At 66.3% G+C, this 15,219-nt stretch carries 11 protein-coding genes and 4 pseudogenes; 8 read left to right on the top strand and 7 right to left on the bottom strand.

Annotated elements, in window-relative coordinates:
- Positions 1-90: 90 nt before the first annotated feature.
- From ACIQNU_RS39425 to ACIQNU_RS39440, 4 genes are all read right to left on the bottom strand, one after another.
- Complete coding sequence (locus tag ACIQNU_RS39425; RefSeq protein WP_401376193.1) at positions 91-345, bottom strand: DUF6087 family protein; 255 nt, start codon at positions 343-345, stop codon at positions 91-93.
- Positions 346-553: 208 nt separating this feature from the next.
- Positions 554-2,050 carry an immunity 49 family protein gene (locus tag ACIQNU_RS39430; protein ID WP_401376196.1) on the bottom strand — a complete coding sequence of 499 codons (1,497 nt, stop codon included), beginning with the start codon at positions 2,048-2,050 and terminating at the stop codon, positions 554-556.
- Positions 2,051-2,596: 546 nt separating this feature from the next.
- Entirely contained in the window at positions 2,597-4,591 is a 1,995-nt protein-coding gene (locus ACIQNU_RS39435; protein ID WP_401376198.1) for a hypothetical protein, read from the bottom strand.
- Between the two features lie 1,593 nt (positions 4,592-6,184).
- Positions 6,185-6,907, bottom strand: coding sequence for a type 1 glutamine amidotransferase (locus ACIQNU_RS39440; RefSeq protein WP_401376201.1), 723 nt, complete (start codon positions 6,905-6,907; stop codon positions 6,185-6,187).
- A 159-nt stretch (positions 6,908-7,066) separates the two neighbouring features.
- On the opposite strand from ACIQNU_RS39440, the gene ACIQNU_RS39445 reads away from it, so the two are divergent.
- Both ACIQNU_RS39445 and ACIQNU_RS39450 read left to right on the top strand, forming a co-directional pair.
- Positions 7,067-7,258, top strand: a complete 192-nt coding sequence (locus ACIQNU_RS39445; RefSeq protein WP_401376203.1) for a hypothetical protein — start codon at positions 7,067-7,069, stop codon at positions 7,256-7,258.
- Positions 7,259-7,383: 125 nt separating this feature from the next.
- Positions 7,384-7,539: pseudogene (locus ACIQNU_RS39450) on the top strand (DUF6243 family protein); the annotation flags it as partial.
- A gap of 211 nt (positions 7,540-7,750) precedes the next feature.
- On the opposite strand, the pseudogene ACIQNU_RS39455 reads toward ACIQNU_RS39450, so the two are convergent.
- Positions 7,751-8,125: pseudogene (locus tag ACIQNU_RS39455) on the bottom strand (IS5/IS1182 family transposase); the annotation flags it as partial.
- Positions 8,126-8,203: 78 nt separating this feature from the next.
- Positions 8,204-8,656 (bottom strand): annotated as a pseudogene (locus ACIQNU_RS39460) (DinB family protein).
- Between the two features lie 282 nt (positions 8,657-8,938).
- Between ACIQNU_RS39460 and istA the strand changes: the two are divergent.
- The 3 genes and pseudogenes from istA to ACIQNU_RS39475 all read left to right on the top strand — a co-directional run bounded on the left by istA (position 8,939) and on the right by ACIQNU_RS39475 (position 11,879).
- A pseudogene (istA, locus tag ACIQNU_RS39465) lies at positions 8,939-10,547 on the top strand (IS21 family transposase).
- Positions 10,544-11,338 carry an IS21-like element helper ATPase IstB gene (gene istB, locus ACIQNU_RS39470; RefSeq protein WP_401376206.1) on the top strand — a complete coding sequence of 265 codons (795 nt, stop codon included), beginning with the start codon at positions 10,544-10,546 and terminating at the stop codon, positions 11,336-11,338. The pseudogene istA and the gene istB overlap by 4 nt, the downstream one beginning before the upstream one ends.
- A gap of 49 nt (positions 11,339-11,387) precedes the next feature.
- A complete protein-coding gene (locus tag ACIQNU_RS39475) occupies positions 11,388-11,879 on the top strand; it encodes a hypothetical protein (RefSeq protein WP_401376208.1) in 492 nt (163 codons plus the stop codon).
- A 252-nt stretch (positions 11,880-12,131) separates the two neighbouring features.
- Here ACIQNU_RS39475 and ACIQNU_RS39480 read toward each other — a convergent pair whose 3' ends face one another.
- The gene (locus ACIQNU_RS39480) at positions 12,132-13,091 is read right to left on the bottom strand and encodes an AraC family transcriptional regulator (RefSeq protein ID WP_401376211.1); all 960 of its coding nucleotides are present in this window, start codon (positions 13,089-13,091) and stop codon (positions 12,132-12,134) included.
- A 113-nt stretch (positions 13,092-13,204) separates the two neighbouring features.
- Here ACIQNU_RS39480 and ACIQNU_RS39485 point away from each other — a divergent pair, with 113 nt between their 5' ends.
- The 3 genes from ACIQNU_RS39485 to ACIQNU_RS39495 all read left to right on the top strand — a co-directional run bounded on the left by ACIQNU_RS39485 (position 13,205) and on the right by ACIQNU_RS39495 (position 14,786).
- Entirely contained in the window at positions 13,205-13,957 is a 753-nt protein-coding gene (locus tag ACIQNU_RS39485; RefSeq protein ID WP_401376214.1) for an SDR family NAD(P)-dependent oxidoreductase, read from the top strand.
- A gap of 238 nt (positions 13,958-14,195) precedes the next feature.
- Positions 14,196-14,588: an ester cyclase gene (locus tag ACIQNU_RS39490; protein ID WP_401376216.1), complete on the top strand. Its 393-nt coding sequence runs from the start codon at positions 14,196-14,198 to the stop codon at positions 14,586-14,588.
- Between the two features lie 33 nt (positions 14,589-14,621).
- The gene (locus ACIQNU_RS39495; RefSeq protein ID WP_401376218.1) at positions 14,622-14,786 is read left to right on the top strand and encodes a hypothetical protein; all 165 of its coding nucleotides are present in this window, start codon (positions 14,622-14,624) and stop codon (positions 14,784-14,786) included.
- Positions 14,787-15,219: the final 433 nt, after the last annotated feature.

Raw genomic sequence — 15,219 nt, forward strand, 5'->3', positions numbered from 1 at the left:
GAACGGGGCTATCCAGGACGGCTCCGACGCCGTGATCACACCAGCCACCACAAGATCATCTCACTGTGACCAGCAGTTACGGGACAACCCTTAGCTGAAGGCGAATCCGATGAACGTAGACCTGGTGTGCGGCTTCTTGGCCTCAGCGAGATCGTCGACGGAGCTCCCCCATTCGGTTTCGTTCCATTCCTGTATCAGGTGTGGCGCGTTGGGGTCGCCGTGTCGACCGTGATGTGGGCCTTCGGTCAGCGGCAATGCGCGGCGTTTGCCTTTCGCGGCCTGTCGGCGTTCCTCCGCGACGTCGTGCTCAGTCTTCCAGTGGCTTCTGTTCGTGCATGTCAGCATTCTGGCGCAGAGACGATGGCCGCTGCCACCGGCTTGGCCAGACGGTACGCGCGCCCCAGCGCGGGCGGGAATCACCGTCGCTGCAGCTCGCCCCCGGCTGCGGCGTCCGCCGTGTCTCCTTGCCCGGCCCGCCGTGAGCAACGTCTGCCGCGGTACAGCGCCCGCGGCCGCCGCTTGGGCACCCGCGGGCCGGGTCGAGGGGGTGGGGTCAGGGGCTGGGGATCTCCTCGATCCGTTCACGGTTGAGCAGGAACAGGGGGAGGTACGGTTGGGCCGGATCGATAGGGAATCCGTAGTCGAAGGCGAGGCTCGCCATGGCCAGCGGGCCCAGGGCCACACGGGCCCGTGGCGCCGCCGACTCGCCCCAGTGAGCGGCGTGTTCCGGCAGGGCTTCGCCGAGCGTCTTGGCGAAGGTTTCGGGGTCCCGTGCGAGGAGCCGGTGGAAGAGCGCGATCGGCTGGTAGTCGATCCCGTTCACGAATTCCATGGGCGCGTGGGACGCTTCACCGGGCCCGGACGTCTTCACCGTGGCGACCAACTTCTCCACGACCTCGTCCGTGGAGCCGTGTTCGGAGAAGTACGTCTGCAGCGTGTCGATCCAGTGCAGCACATACGCGTCGACGGAGTCGTCCCGCCGCAGAGTCTCCAGCGGCACCCGGCACAGTCGCTGGATCCGCTCCTCCTGCCGGCACACGATCGCCAGATAGAGGGCGTCGAGCCAGGTGCGGGCGTCTGCGGGCGGCACGGCGGGTGTGGCCGGCAATCGGAATACGAGGCCGTCGCCCAGTTGGCACTCCTGCGGCTGAGCGCCGGTGAACAGGGCGGAGCCGAGCTGTACGGCGGTGGCCCAGGCATCCCATGTCTCGACATGCGACGCACTGGGGTCGGTGGCGCAGCGGGCATGAGCGAGGGCGAGGGCAGAGACGAAAGCGTCTCTCAGCCCGGTGTCGGGCCTCTGGGCGAGAGCGGCTAGCGCCTCCGCCGCGGAGCGGGTGATTTCGGCCGGATCGCAAGTGGCCGCATCGGCGGCGCTACGAGTGACAAGTCGGCCGTCGCGGCTGAGGCGGACCAGACCCTTCATCAGGCTGAGTAGGGCCGGCGGCGGTTGGATGGAGAAGGCTCGGGTGTCCTTGTCGATGACCGTGAGCGAGGTAAGGGAGCCGCGGTGCCACCAGTAGACCTGCGGGGAAAGGGCCCCCGGCCCGTCCTCGAAGGCGCCCAGCGCATAACTGGCGAGGTGGTTGACGGCGTCGACCACCATGCCGTCGGTGATCGGGTGGTACACCAGATTGTGTCGGCTGGGCATGACGACAAGGGCGCCGGCCTCCGGAAGCGACTCGCCCGTGACCCGCAGGACGGCCGCGGACAGGAAGAGAGCCAGGCTGCCGACGAAGTGCGAGTCGCCGTAGAAGGAGTGCAGGATCGTCCCCTCGACAGGGATCTCCTCGTGTGTGACGGGCACCCGCATCAGATTCTCGTACGCCGCCCGCCCCAACCTCTCCAGGCCGATGCGCTCCACATCTGGGTCGGTGAGGACCCGTACATCGGTGGGCCGGTCAAGGGCATAGGCGAAGACGAGGCTATCGGCCACCAGACGCGCATAGCGCAGGGAGCCGACGATCTCGGGGGTTAACGCGTCGACGGGCAGCAGTCGGGCGTATGTGCCGTGCAGGAGTTCGTTGTCGGAAGCCTGATCCGGGTTCATACCTCCGACCCTACGAGGACGACGCGCCGCCGACACGGCCCGGGGTGGCTTCCCTGGGGGATCCGTAATTGATGGCGAGCCGGGCCTCCCGGCACCGCGAGGACCTGCGGCGCCACCGCATGAGCGACGTGATGGATCTTGCGTTCATACGCCCAATCGGCACCGCTCAACTGCGTGTGCGCACCTGCACCTACCCGCCTGCGGGTGGCAAGCAGCCCCACACGCTGACCTCGGGTCACCACTGTGAGCCCGACCAGTACCGCAGTGATCACCGACGGCAGCGCCGAAGGCCGTAGCTCATCACCGGTACCGCGCCAATGTCACGACGCAGTCGGGCAACCATATGCGAGGAAGTACTGCAGTCTTCTCCATTACGCACCCTCAAGGTGAGGTTGGAAAAGGCTCACTGTCCTGCACCAACAACCGCATCAGCCACGGCGCGATCCGGGCCCCGTACATGCGGGAACCGTCCTTTCCGTCGCCGCTTTCGGCGGGCTCCTTTCGGCGGGCTCCTTCCCTTCGGGGTCCGAGCCCGCCGACAAAGCGTCAGCCTGTGGGAGTCTGTGGCGTTCCGGCCACCTTGAAGGAGTACGACACCGCGAAGGGGCCGTGTCCGTACGTCACGGTGACGGAGTCGTGGGGTTTGGCGCCCAGTGCGGCGAGGTCGGGGGTGGCGCTGAACTTTTTCGAGTTCTTCGCTGTCTGCGTGACGGTCAGATCTTGCGCGGCGCGGTCGCCCACGCGCACGACAACAGTGCCTTGACCGAGGGCGTCGGCGTCCAGATTCAGGGGCGCTTCCAGATCGATGCGCACCTTCGCATCCGCCCGTACTACGCGCGCCGGGGCGCGGTCCTCCGTGCTGACCTTGAGCCTTGTCCGGTCAGCCGCCCGCCAAGCCAGTGTTTCGTTCCATGCGGAATTGAAGGCGACCCAGCCCTCGGTATGACCGATGTTGCCTTGCTCGGGATGGAAGGGATAGTGCCCGTTCTTCGGGCTCCCGTCGAGTACACCGGGAACATCTTCCAGCAATCCCGCCCCGCCGTAGTATTTGGAGAACCATCCGTTCTCCACGCCCTCAAATCCCATCTTCTCTCCGGGAGCGTCGTACGAGGCGTGCCGCCCGGTGGGGTTGCGGCCGAAGATGCTGTCTACGTGCGCGGTGGCGATCTCACGGAGTCGATCGGCCAGCGGATCGTGACCCAGCAGCTTCGCCGCGGCGAGTGCGGAAGCCGGGAATCCGGCTACGTTTCCTACCTCGTTGGGGTCGTCGGCGCCGCCGCCGCTGAAGGCCGGAATGGTCCAGCGCTCGTCGGAGTATCGGCGGAAGTCCCAGAGATTGTCGGAGCGGTCGACGGCGATAAGAGCCCAGTCTTTGACGAACTTCTCGATACCGCGGGGAGCATGGTCCGGATACGCTTCGGCGAACTGCACCAGGCCGGTGATCAGAACGGATTCACTCTGCCGCTGCCCCTTGGTGACGCGCGGATCCTTGAGATCCAGGTTGTCGATCAACCAGGTGGCCTGGTTCCTGGCCGCGAGCAGATAACGGTCGGCGTCCTCACGGCCTTCACGCTTGGCCACCTCGTACATCATCAGGTTCGGCCACACCGAGTGCCCCGGTGCAAGCTCCCCCTTACCGGTCCCCACCTGCGTGTACACCTGGAACAGGTTGCCGGTGTGGGGTGTGAAAGCCTGCCAGGAGTACCGATCACGGTCGGCATCACCCCAGGAGGCGAAGAGGTGATCGGTTGCGCGCCGGTAGACCGATTCCGGAATGTACTTGTCGAGCTGTGGATAGGCGTATACGAAAGCGGCCAACTGCTCCTTGAACTGCGGATCATTGACCTTCCCCTGGAGGAGCGACTCCACTCCCCAGTAGATGAGTCGCATGATGTCCGGAGTGTCGTCCGGCAGGACCACCGGTAGACCCTTGTAGTCGGCTTTCACGTGAATCCGGTCGAATGCGCTGGGGTTGGCCAAGTACATGTCGATGAGTGTTTGGATCTCCCTTGAGTACTGCGCCGCATCGCGCCAGGCGACTGCCTTCATGCAGTCGCGTGCGCCGTACTCGTCGCTCACGGGATCGACCGTCTTGCGCGTGTAGTCACCGAAGTAGCAGCGACTCCCCGCCATGAATTCGAGAGCGCGCTGGTAGGACACGCGGTCTGTCCAATACGCGCCGATTCCGAAGGGAACCGACGTTCCGGTGCCGGCCGCCGCGGTGACAGTGACGACGAAGTCACCCGTGTCGCGCGGGTCGAACGCGGTGAAATCCCCGACGTGGCCTGTGACGTCGCCTCGGTACCGGATCCTGCCGGATACGTCGGTGATGGTGAACTTCGCACCGTCCTCGGCCAGTGGGGCGGTGAAACGCTTGGACTCGCCGAGTCCGAAGCCGCTTTGGTTGAGCAGCACCGGTTGCGCGGCCAAGGGATCCCCTGCCGCCGTTCTGGCGGAGGAAAGGTCATTCACAGCGGATGCCGTACCGGGAACGGCGCTCAGGACGAGCGCTCCTACAGCTACGAGCAAACGAATCTTCATGGCGTACCTCACTGTCCGATGGATGCTTGGGCGTTCGGAAGCCGTCAATGGGGCGATCGGGGTGTAGTCGGCGCCGTGGGCGGGGCGCGGGGGCCGATGGGCCCTGTTTCGGGCTGCGGATGCCGAGCGGAAGAGCAGGGGCGACGGAGCTGCCGCCCTTCGCGCAGCGCAACGGGGGCGGTCGGGGCCACAGGCACCGTCGGGATGGGTGAGCAGAGCCGGCGCGTCCGCGCTCGGACATACCGCAGGCGCGCCCGGAACAACGTCCGGCTGAGCGGCGATGTGCGCACGCATGAGTGCGCTGGAGGGTCATCGGGGACCTTTCCACAGCGCCACCAGCACCCAGCGTTAACCGGCCTGGGCAGAGGGTGGCTTGGCCACGAGAACGTGCGGGATCGGATGATCGGACGTCAGTGGGACGAGGGAGGTATGCGCGAGGTCCCGTCGTGGCGCGCAATGCGGAGGAGGCGGGCGGCAGTTGATGCTGCGCACCGCAAGCGCGCTCAACTTAGGCTGGCCGTACGGGGGTGTCAATGCCGGTGCGCATGGCAGGAACGGCACACCGGAACGATCCGCCCGTTGCTGCGCGGCAGCCTCGACGGCACAGGACCACGCGACGACTGCGGGAACGTGGGGCGCGGGATCACGTGGGCTGATGACACCAAACCCTCATGCACTCAAAGCCGTTGGCTACGAGATTGCGCAAGTGCGGTGCTGGGGAATCCCGTTGGAAGCCGGTGGGGGACCGATTTCCTGAGGACGACCTTCCCGTCGCACTCTTGACGCTCTCGCGCAACGTCCGTACGGTCCCCGGTCATACGTAGGAGCAGAGGCCCCGTCACCCTCGTCAATGATGCTCATACGTATGAGCAATGGTTTGGTACCCGACCGCCCTCATGAGGAGTCAGCGATGCTCACAAGAAGAGCCTCCCCGGCGCGCACAGGCGCGGTGGCCGCGACGACAACACGTCAAGGTGTCGGAACAGCGTGCCTCCAGGGCATGCCAGGAAACGCCGAGGAGAACCCGGGCGCCACCGGCACCGACCCGGGCATGCGGCCGGGCACGGGCCCCGAATTGAAGTTGCGTCCCGTCAACACCCCGGCCGACGTCTTCGTCGGCAAGTTCGCCCTTGTCGAGGTCCGGATCCACGCCTCGCATGCCGCCGGCCCTCTGGTGCGCGCCGGCGCGATCGAGGGCACGACGGACAGCACCGCCGAGGCCATGTTCCATCTGCGCAACGCCGGACCGGGCCGGATATCGGGTACGAGTCTGCGCATCACCGTCCCCGAGGGCCTGAGTGTCGTGGCACCCACGCCACCGCCCGACCCCGACAACGAACTGGAATGGCAGGGGGAGTGCTCCCGCATCGACGAGCACGTGTACACCTGCGGCCCTGACAACCCCCTGGAGCGGGGGCGATACCTGGGAGTCGACCCTCGTCCACGAACTGCTTCCCGAGGCTCTCGGCGAACTCGGCCTCGCCTTCCATCCGGCCGCCAGTGTTGCCGGCCAGGAAGCCTGCGCCCGAGCGCTCGCACGCCGTACGTACGCTCGTCGGCGCACTCACGCCTTGGGAGTTCACAGCGGGGACGCTATCCACGCCGCCGGTGGTTTTGGACGCGTACGGCGAACCGTAGTGCCACCTCTCGCCACACCCGGGCGGCGGCCGGGTCGTCCCGCAGTGCGAGGCGGTGCAACTCCTTCGGATCCACTTCGTAGCGCTCCAGCCGTCCGGCGGGCCACTGGGGAATGCGGTCCGGGCCCGTCTCGGGGTGAAACTGCACCCCCCACGCCTCTTGCCCGACCCGGAATGCCTGATAGGGACAGTGCTCGCTGCTGGCCAGCCACTGGGCACCTTCGGGCAGCCGGACGATCGCGTCCACGTGGTTCTCAATCGCTGTCGGCCGCTCGGGTAGCCCTGTGAACAGCGGGTCCTCTGCCGCCTCTGGCAGCAGTGCCAGTGCCGTGCTCCCGAACTCGGGCCTGCCGTGCTCCGCTTCCACCTTTCCGCCTGCCACGTGCGCGAGCATCTGTCCCCCGAGGCAGATCCCGAACACCGGTACATTCTGTTCCAACGCCTGGCTCATCAAATCCCGAGCCGCTGCCAGCCACGGTGCCCGGTTGTCGTCGTCGGGCAGGTACCCTCCGCCCAGCACGATCAGCGCGTCATGCGTCAGCCGCTTCGGCAACGCATCGCCCATATCGCCCCGGACCACGTCCAACCCCACCCCGCCCTCGGCCAGCCAGTCAGCCCACCGCCTGGGCCCTCCGCGCGCGCTGTTCTGCACCACCAACGCTGTTGCCGCACTCTCCATGGCCCGATCCTGCCCTTCGCCCGCAATGGTCCGGCCCGAATGGCAGCCGGACCGTGGTCAGCCCGGATGCGCTGTTCGTCAAGGCGGTGCCACCGCTGCTCCTCTGCCAATGGCCGCCGTCGTCGGACCCTCATTCTGACCCTGCGCCAGATCAGGTCGATGAACAACTCCAACAACTGCCCCTCGACGTTCCACGGCTTCAACGGCTACCGCACCTGCTACTACCCCGCTTTCGGGATGGGCGGCGCGATATCGGTGCAGCGCGACGCATACACCCGCGCCCGGGAGTGGATGGATTCCCCCATAGGGATGGTCAGAACCGGCGTCACCACCGACCAGGTGAGAGCGTGATGGGCCCCTGCTGACGTCCTTCGACGTCGCCGCGCCCGTCCCCCCCCACCCATCGATGAATCCGTAGATCACTTCACATCATTCCGGGAGAACCCGTGAGCAAGGACATCAACAATCCCGTGGGCATGGGCGGCGGTCAGCACAAGAAGCTGTCGCGTGCCGAACGGCAGAACCACGGTCCGCACCGCAACCTCGACCGCCAGAGTGCCGCCGACAAGAAGGCGGAACTGGTGCGCAAGATGTGCGAGCAGGCATCCGCAGTTGAGGGCGCCGAGCAGACGCCCAGGTCTTGCGCCAGCGCTGTACGACCGAACACTGACCCGCAGGTCGAGCGCGATGACCGCGTTCTCGTCCCCCGGGCGAACCGCTCGGCCGCCTCCATCCTCAGCTTCTCGCGGAAGGCACGCCGCTCGTCGGTCAGCCCGCCTCCTTGCGCATACCTCACGCATTCGGCATACCGGATCACGAACCGTCAGCCCCCGCCGACACCACGCTTGCCGCAGCGACCAGGCCGAGCGGGACGCCGCGAACATCAGTGGCTATCGAGCGTCTCAGGCCCTGCTCCCCGCGATCCACCGGGGACCGGCCCGCGCTCTGGCCGCCGCACGGGACCGTGGTGATGCAACCATCCACGGATATCCCGGACAGTTCCAGGCCGATCATCCGGTCGTACGCTTCCAGGGCGAGGACATGCACTACTTCGGATATCCCCTGCTCAGCCCACTCTTTGACATGGCGACGGATGGCCCGGTCAGAGCAACCGGGGCTGGAGACCCGTGCGTAGCCTGAGCCGTGAACAAAGGCGAGCACCACATGCTCGAACACAGTCCGGTCGGGGACACGGCGGCGGTGGCAGCCAAACGGGTAGCCCGCGGCGACCGTGCCCGTTCTGCTACTCACCCCATTTCCCGGGCACCTGCTGCCGATCCGGTCTGAGGGCGGATCTCAGTCACCCGTTGCCCCGTCGGTCCGCTCCCGCAGAAAGTCGGCGTGGCCGTTGTGGCGGGCGTACTCCTGGATCATCAACACGTAGACCCAGCGCAAACTGAGGGAAACTCCGCGAGAGGACATGAAGGTCTCGTCGACGCCGTGCCCGGCCGCCGCCGCGTCGCACGCTTCGACCTCGGCCTGGAACAATCCGAAGTCCCTCTCCGCATCGGCTGCGTGAACTCCGTCGAGTCACTTATTGCCATCTGACGGGCCGGTGAAGACATCACCGATAGCCTCACCGGCGAAGCTTCGCCGGAACCACCATCGCTCCACCTCCGCCATGTGCCGGACCAAGCCAAGGAGGGTGAGGTCCGACGGCTCTACGGTCGCCCGCTCCAATTGGGCCGACTCAAGCCCGGCACACGTGGCCAGCAACGTTTCCCGATGCCAGCTCAGCCAACCCTCCAACGTCTGACGCTCAGTTACCGTACCAAGGTCGCCTAGCTGCTTGGTGCGCTCGACCGGCGGTGCTGTCCATGTCGTGGATCCACCCTGCACGGCCACCTGGAAGGGGTTCAAGCAGGCAACATGTACAACTGGGTTATGTGGACGTGTTCGAGCAACGTTCGTCGTTCAGTGCGGACAACAGCGGGAGTCCGCGGGGAACGGTGTTGATGAGTTCCAGCAACACCCTCGGGCTTGCGGTGGGAGCATGGGGGTGCTCCATGTTGCTGGGGGCCATTGATGACTTTGAAGTCGAGGACCGATCTGTACGCCGCGATAGGCCGTGATCACCGTGCCGGGTTGGGCAAGCGCGCTCTGATACGCAAGTACGGGGTCGGTCACCCCACGGTGCAGAAGGATCCGGAGTCCGCGTGGCCGCAGCCGCGGAAGAAGCTCCCGCCCCGGCCGACTCGTCTTGATTCGTTCAAGTGGTAGACGACATGCTTCGGGCGGATCTGGACGCGCCGCGCAAGCAGCGGCAGACAGCCAAGCGCGTCTTCGACCGGCTGCTCGACGAGCATCACGGACGGCATCTCCTACGGCATGGTCCGTGCCTATGTCGCGGTCCGCCGCGGTGAGATCCGGGCGGAGGCCGGACGTGGCAGCGCGGAGGCGTTCGTGTCGCAGTCGCACCGACCTGGGCAGGAGGGTGAGGTCGACTTCGGGGACGTCACGGTGTGCCTGGCCGGGCAGACCCTGGTCTGCAGTCTGTTCAACCTGCGCCTGTCCTACTCCGTCAAGGCAGTGCACCGCGTGTTCGCCACCAGCGGGCAGGAGGCGTTCTTGGAAGGACACGTCCGCGCCTTCAGCGTGCTGGGCGGGGTGCCCCGGGGCAAGGTCCGCTACGACAACTTGAAGTTCGCGGTCGCCAAGGTGATCGGGTTCGCCCGCGAGCGGAAGGAGAGTGCCGGGTGGGTCGCCTTTCGTGAGCACTACGCGTCGACGGTTTCTACTGTCGGCCAGGCTTGGTCGGCGCCCACGAGAAGGGCGGGGTGGAAGGCGACATCGGCCGCTTCCGCCGCAACCACTTCGTTCCGGTGCCCGAGGTTGGCTCGCTGGCCGAGCTGAACCAGTTGGTCGAGCGGTGGGACGAGGAGGACGACGCCCGCCGCATCCGGATGCGTCCGCGCACAGTCGGGGAGTACTTCGCCGTCGAAAAGACCCTGCTGGCACCGCTGCCCAACGAGGTATTCGACGCTGGACAGGGCGTCGAGACCCGGGTGGACCGGCACAGTCGCATCTGGGCCGCACCGGGTTCTACTCGGTACCGGCCCGCTACATCGAACGCCGGGTCCGTGTCCATCTGCACGCCAACGAGCTGGCCCTCTACGACGGCGCCACCGAGATCGGCCGGCATGAGCGGCTGGTCGCCAAGGCTGGCGAGCGCCTCGAACTCGACCACTATCTGGAGGTCCTGCTGCGCAAGCCGGGCGCCCTGGCCGGAGCGACCGCACGCGAACAGGCCCGTCAAACGGGCGGGTTCACCCCTATCCATGACGCGTGGTGGGCCGCGGCATGCAAAGCGCGCGGGGACAAGGACGGCACCAAGGCCCTGATCGAGGTGCTGTTGCTACACCGTTGTATCCCGCACGAGTACTTGGTGGCCGGCCTGGCCACGTCATTGCGGGTGGGCGCATTGACCGCAGATGCAGTCGCCCTGGAGGCCCGCGAGGCCGCCGAATCCGATGACGACTCCTTTCCGGAACGACAGCCCGAAGAGCCGTCTTCCGTGGCCTTGTTGACCGAGCGCCGGCTCGCTCACCTTCCGCCTGATCTTCGTCCGCTGCCCTCACCAGCCGCTTACGACCAGCTGCTACACCGTCGTCCCGCCGCCGAGAAGGAGTCGATGCCATGAGTACTCCCAGCCGTCACCGGATGAGCGAGCAGGCGTCCGAGACTGCCGTGGTCGGCGCCTGCCGCATGCTGCGGCTGCCCACCATCCGCACGAAGTTCCTCGACCTGGCTGAGCAGGCATCTCGCGAGCAGATGTCCTACCTCACCTTCCTCGCCGAGCTACTGCTGGCCGAATGCGATGACCGGGCACGGCGCCGCTCCGAGCGCCGGATCAAAGCCGCCGCGTTCCCGAGGCAGAAGTCGATCAGGGAGTTCGACTTCGACACTAACCCCACCATCGGCCCCGCGGTGATTCACACCCTCGCCACATGCGAGTGGGTGAAGAAGGCGCAGCCTCTCTGCCTGATCGGTGATTCCGGCACCGGCAAGTCGCACCTCCTGATCGCGTTGGGCACCGAGGCGGCGATGGCCGGCTTCCGGGTGAAGTACAACCTGGCCACCAAGCTCGTGAACGAGCTGGTCGAGGCTGCGGACGAGAAGCAGTTGACCAAGACCATCGCCCGCTTCGGACGTGTCGATCTTTTGTGCGTTGATGAGCTGGGCTACATGGAACTCGACCGGCACGGCGCCGAGTTGATGTTGCAGGTGTTGACGGAGCGCGAGGAGAACAAGGCCATCGCCATCGCCTCCAACGGATCTTTCGGCGGCTGGACCAAGACCCTCACCGATCCACGACTCTCCACCGCAATCGTCGACCGGCTCACCTACAACGGCACGATCATCGAGACCGGTACCGACTCCTACCGACTCGCCCACACCCGCAGCAAGGCCGGGCAGCCAGCTGGCACCTGACAAAAGAAGCGCCTTGCGGTCTGAGCCGGGAAGCACAGATGATCGCCCCATGCCCATGCGTCGAGGGACCTTCGACAACGCCCCTTTGACAACGCTCTTTCCTGACTTGTCGCTCGCTGACGTGCATTCCCTGCAGTCCGCGGCCAGTGCCGTGGACCGGGCAAGCGCAAACAGAACCGAGTGGGAATGGGCACTGCAGCTCGTGGTCTTCCATGACTCGGAGCCGGGGTCACCCGTCATCCTTGGCGTGGATGTTATTGAACATGCAGACGGAACTGACCGGCTGGAGTTCCTGCTCCAGGTCGTATGGACGGAGAAAGGCCAACTTGCTGTCGATGCGGCGGTCAACGTGGCCTGCTGGTGCGACTCCGAGCACGCCACTCATGACATCGACGCTGTCAGAGTTGTTGTCGACGACGAGACCTCACTGGTCAATGCGTTCCGGGCCAGCGCTGAGCGTCTGACCGGGTGGCTGGCGGATCCTCGGGACGCGGACCACTGGCGCGCTCGGGCTGGACTGCCCGTCCGTCGACCCGAATGACAGGGCGCGCTCACAAGGACCACCAGCAAGGCATAAGGTCCCGCGGTGTTGCTGGAACTCATCAACATTGCCAGCACCGATCGCTCACCTCGTTGCCGGAACTCATCGACAAGCGTTGCTGCCCCTCATCGACATACTCATACAACAGTTGCGTCTATGCGTGTCCGCGTCGCTGGTAGTGGTCTCGGCAGGTGGGGTGCTGATGTTTTCGTCGCCGGCATGAGAGGCGCGGTTGAGCGCAGGACGCCTCCTTCACCCTCCGTTCGCGGCCAAGTGCGTTGACTGCCGGGCCTGGTTGCGGAATTGCGCGGGCGATGAGCCGACCACGCGGCGGAATGCGGTGCTGAACGCGCTCTCGGACAGGTAGCCCGTGGCCCGTGCCAGCTCGGAGATCGACAGAGTGTCGCGGGCGAGGGCGTCGCGCGCCAGGCTCATGCGCCATTGGATCAGGTACTCCAACGGCGGGACCCCGACGTGGCTCTTGAATGCCTGGGCGAACGCGGAACGCGACATGTGGCTGATCTCGGCGAGTTCCTTCAGGCTCCAGGAGTGGGCCACGTCCGCGTGCACGGCGCGCAGGGCGGTACCGATGCCGTCCTCGTTCAGAGCGCCCAGCCAGCCGGTGGGCCGGTCTGTCTGACCGGCGTGTGCACGCAGCATGTGCACGAGCAGGATTTGTGCGAGGTGGTTCTGCACGAGTGGGCCGCCCGCGGCGGCGACCCCGACTTCGGTGGCCAGGAGATCGATCAACTGCGCGAGCCGCTTGCCATGAGGATCGTCCACGTGGACGACCACGAGCGGCGGCAGAAGATCGGTCAGGAGGGCCGCGTTCCTGTCGTCGAACGCGATGTGCCCGACGCAGAGGTAGAGACTCTCCTCGGACTCCGGGCCGATCCGTACGAACCCGTCTTCGGCACCCGCCAACACCGGCTCCGCAGGGCGTGGGCTTGCGTCGAGCGTGCTGGCGAGCACGTAAGGCGGCGGGTTGCCCAGCATGAAGGTGTCACCCTCCCGCAGGAGCACCGGCTCGTGCCCTTCGAGCTTCAGCCAGCATGTGCCGCGCACGAGGCCACCGATCCGCACATGCAAGAACGTGTCGAAGCGCAGGGCCCACTCTCCTGCGGCCCGGAGACTGGGTCCGATCACCGTGCGGGGCCGGAGCAGGCCGATCGCGTCAGCCACTGGATCCCGAAATCCGAGCACCGGCGTCACCTCCTGGACGATACGTAAAGAATGCAGGACTTTGCATCATGGATAGTATCCGCGATCTCCCGCAGTATCGATGTCGAACGGATCGGCATCGAGAGAGTGATGGAGACACCCACATGGGACAGCTGGAAGGCAAGACGTCGGTGGTCACCGGGGGCAGCACAGGTATCGGTCTGGCCACCGCCGTACGGCTGGCGGACGAGGGTGCGTACGTGTTCGTCACCGGGCGACGCGAGTCCGAACTGGAGGCCGCCGTCAAGACCATCGGAGCAGACCGGGCCACGGCGGTCGTCGGCGACATCTCGAAGCCGGAGGACCTGGACCGGCTCTACGAGGCGGTCCGGGCGCGAGGCGAGGGTTTGGACGTGCTCGTGGCGAACGCGGCGGTCGGTTCGTTCGTGACGCTGGAACAGACCACCGAGGAGCACTTCGACCACACCTTCGCGGTCAACGTCCGAGGCACGATGTTCACCGTGCAGAAGGCGTTGCCGCTGCTCAACGACGGAGCCTCCATCGTTTTGGTCGGTTCGACGGCCGGCGATCGTGGAGTGGAGGCGTTCGGCGCGTACGCGGCGTCGAAGGCGGCCGTCCGGTCCTTCGCACGGACGTGGTCGAACGAACTCAAGGACCGTGGCATCCGTGTCAACGTGGTCTCGCCGGCATGGATCGAGACCCCCGGGGGCACCGCCGCCTTCGGCGACGAGGAGACCGCACGGGCCGTGAAGGAAAATGTCGCCGCGACCGTGGCCAAGGGCCGCATGGGTCAGCCTGAGGAGGCCGCCGCAGTCGTGGCCTTCCTGGCCTCGGAGCAGAGCAGCTACGTCGTCGGCGCGAACATCTACGTCGACGGCGGCACGAACCAGATCTGAGCAGGCACCACACGGGGTCGTGGGGTTCATAGCTGTCCACGGACCTGTTGTTCGCGGACAAGGTGCATGACGTGGTCGCGGTCTACCTCGACCACCCATGACTACGTGCGGGCCGTCACGACCACTCTGTTCGCGGCCCTTGAGGTGGGTACCGGCAAGGCGAGCGTGGAGCTGACCACCAAACAGATCCGTCCCGGAGTAACGACTACAGCCTGGACACCGGGCGAGAAAGGCAGTCATGTCCGACTTCAACATGCGCGAGTTCTACGACCGCTACTGCGAGGCGCTCAACGCGCATGAGTTCGACCGCATGGACGAGTTCGTCCACGAGTCCATCCTCTCGCACGGCGAGCCGGCCACTCGCGCGGACGTAGTCGCGGCGCTCAAGAACATCGCCGACGCGGTTCCCGACTTCCACTGGGAGATCAAGGAGGTGGCGATCAACGGTGAGATTCTGGCCTGCCACTCCGTCAACCACGGCACACCCACCAAGGAATGGCTCGGGGTGGCTCCCACGGGCGCTCCGATCGAGATCGACGAGTTCGCCATCTACCGGATCCACGACGGGAAGTTCGTGCAGATGTCTGCCGTCCACGACGCCGAGGCCCTGAAGAAGCAGCTCGCAGGCTGACCCAGTCGGGCTCAGCCGAGCAGAGCCCGACGCATGCTTACGACGGCTCGCACGCGACGGGCCTACCCGCTCTACGACGGCCTCCTGGGCGAACGTGAGAGCCAGGCCCCGCCGGTCGGTACCACCAACCGCGTCGTCACCGAAGTCCACTACAACACCTGTGGCTTCGCCTGGAAGTCCCGCGCCGTCTACCGGTAGTTCGTCAGATCCGACGGTACAGGTCAGTGCCGTGTCCGCTGGGGACCGCGTCGCAGATGGCGCGGTCGGGATCGGCCGGCGGGTGCGGGTCGGTGGTGGCCACGACCAGCCGACACAGTGAGTCGGGCCGTATCCGCCCAGGCGGGCATCGGCGGCCCACCAGGTTTCGGTGTGCCCGTCGCGGAAGTGACGCTTCACGGGTGTCGTCCAGTCGCCGGGGCGCTTGGCATCGCGCCATTTCAGAGTGTGGGCCGCTTCGACGAGGGTGTGCGGCTGGTCTGGCGGAGCCCAGGTGCCGCGGTGGGGTTTGAGGGTGACGACGTATGCCAAGTTGGCCTCGCGCAGTGCGAGGTACCAGTCGTCGCTGAAGGAGTAGGCGCAGTCGGTGACCACTCCCGACAGCCGAGGCCCGCACGGCCGTCGGTCCACACGG

Origin of the sequence: Streptomyces sp. NPDC091292 (genome assembly GCF_044757265.1) — a bacterium.
In the GTDB taxonomy this organism is placed as follows: domain Bacteria; phylum Actinomycetota; class Actinomycetes; order Streptomycetales; family Streptomycetaceae; genus Streptomyces.

Bases quoted from the DNA above. Each gene is read 5' to 3' on its own strand.
- ACIQNU_RS39425 (WP_401376193.1), bottom strand. From the start codon at position 345: ATGCTGACATGCACGAACAGAAGCCACTGGAAGACTGAGCACGACGTC.
- ACIQNU_RS39430 (WP_401376196.1), bottom strand. From the start codon at position 2,050: ATGAACCCGGATCAGGCTTCCGACAACGAACTCCTGCACGGCACATAC.
- ACIQNU_RS39435 (WP_401376198.1), bottom strand. From the start codon at position 4,591: ATGAAGATTCGTTTGCTCGTAGCTGTAGGAGCGCTCGTCCTGAGCGCC.
- ACIQNU_RS39440 (WP_401376201.1), bottom strand. From the start codon at position 6,907: ATGGAGAGTGCGGCAACAGCGTTGGTGGTGCAGAACAGCGCGCGCGGA.
- ACIQNU_RS39445 (WP_401376203.1), top strand. From the start codon at position 7,067: ATGAACAACTCCAACAACTGCCCCTCGACGTTCCACGGCTTCAACGGC.
- istB (WP_401376206.1), top strand. From the start codon at position 10,544: ATGAGTACTCCCAGCCGTCACCGGATGAGCGAGCAGGCGTCCGAGACT.
- ACIQNU_RS39475 (WP_401376208.1), top strand. From the start codon at position 11,388: ATGCCCATGCGTCGAGGGACCTTCGACAACGCCCCTTTGACAACGCTC.
- ACIQNU_RS39485 (WP_401376214.1), top strand. From the start codon at position 13,205: ATGGGACAGCTGGAAGGCAAGACGTCGGTGGTCACCGGGGGCAGCACA.
- ACIQNU_RS39490 (WP_401376216.1), top strand. From the start codon at position 14,196: ATGTCCGACTTCAACATGCGCGAGTTCTACGACCGCTACTGCGAGGCG.
- ACIQNU_RS39495 (WP_401376218.1), top strand. From the start codon at position 14,622: ATGCTTACGACGGCTCGCACGCGACGGGCCTACCCGCTCTACGACGGC.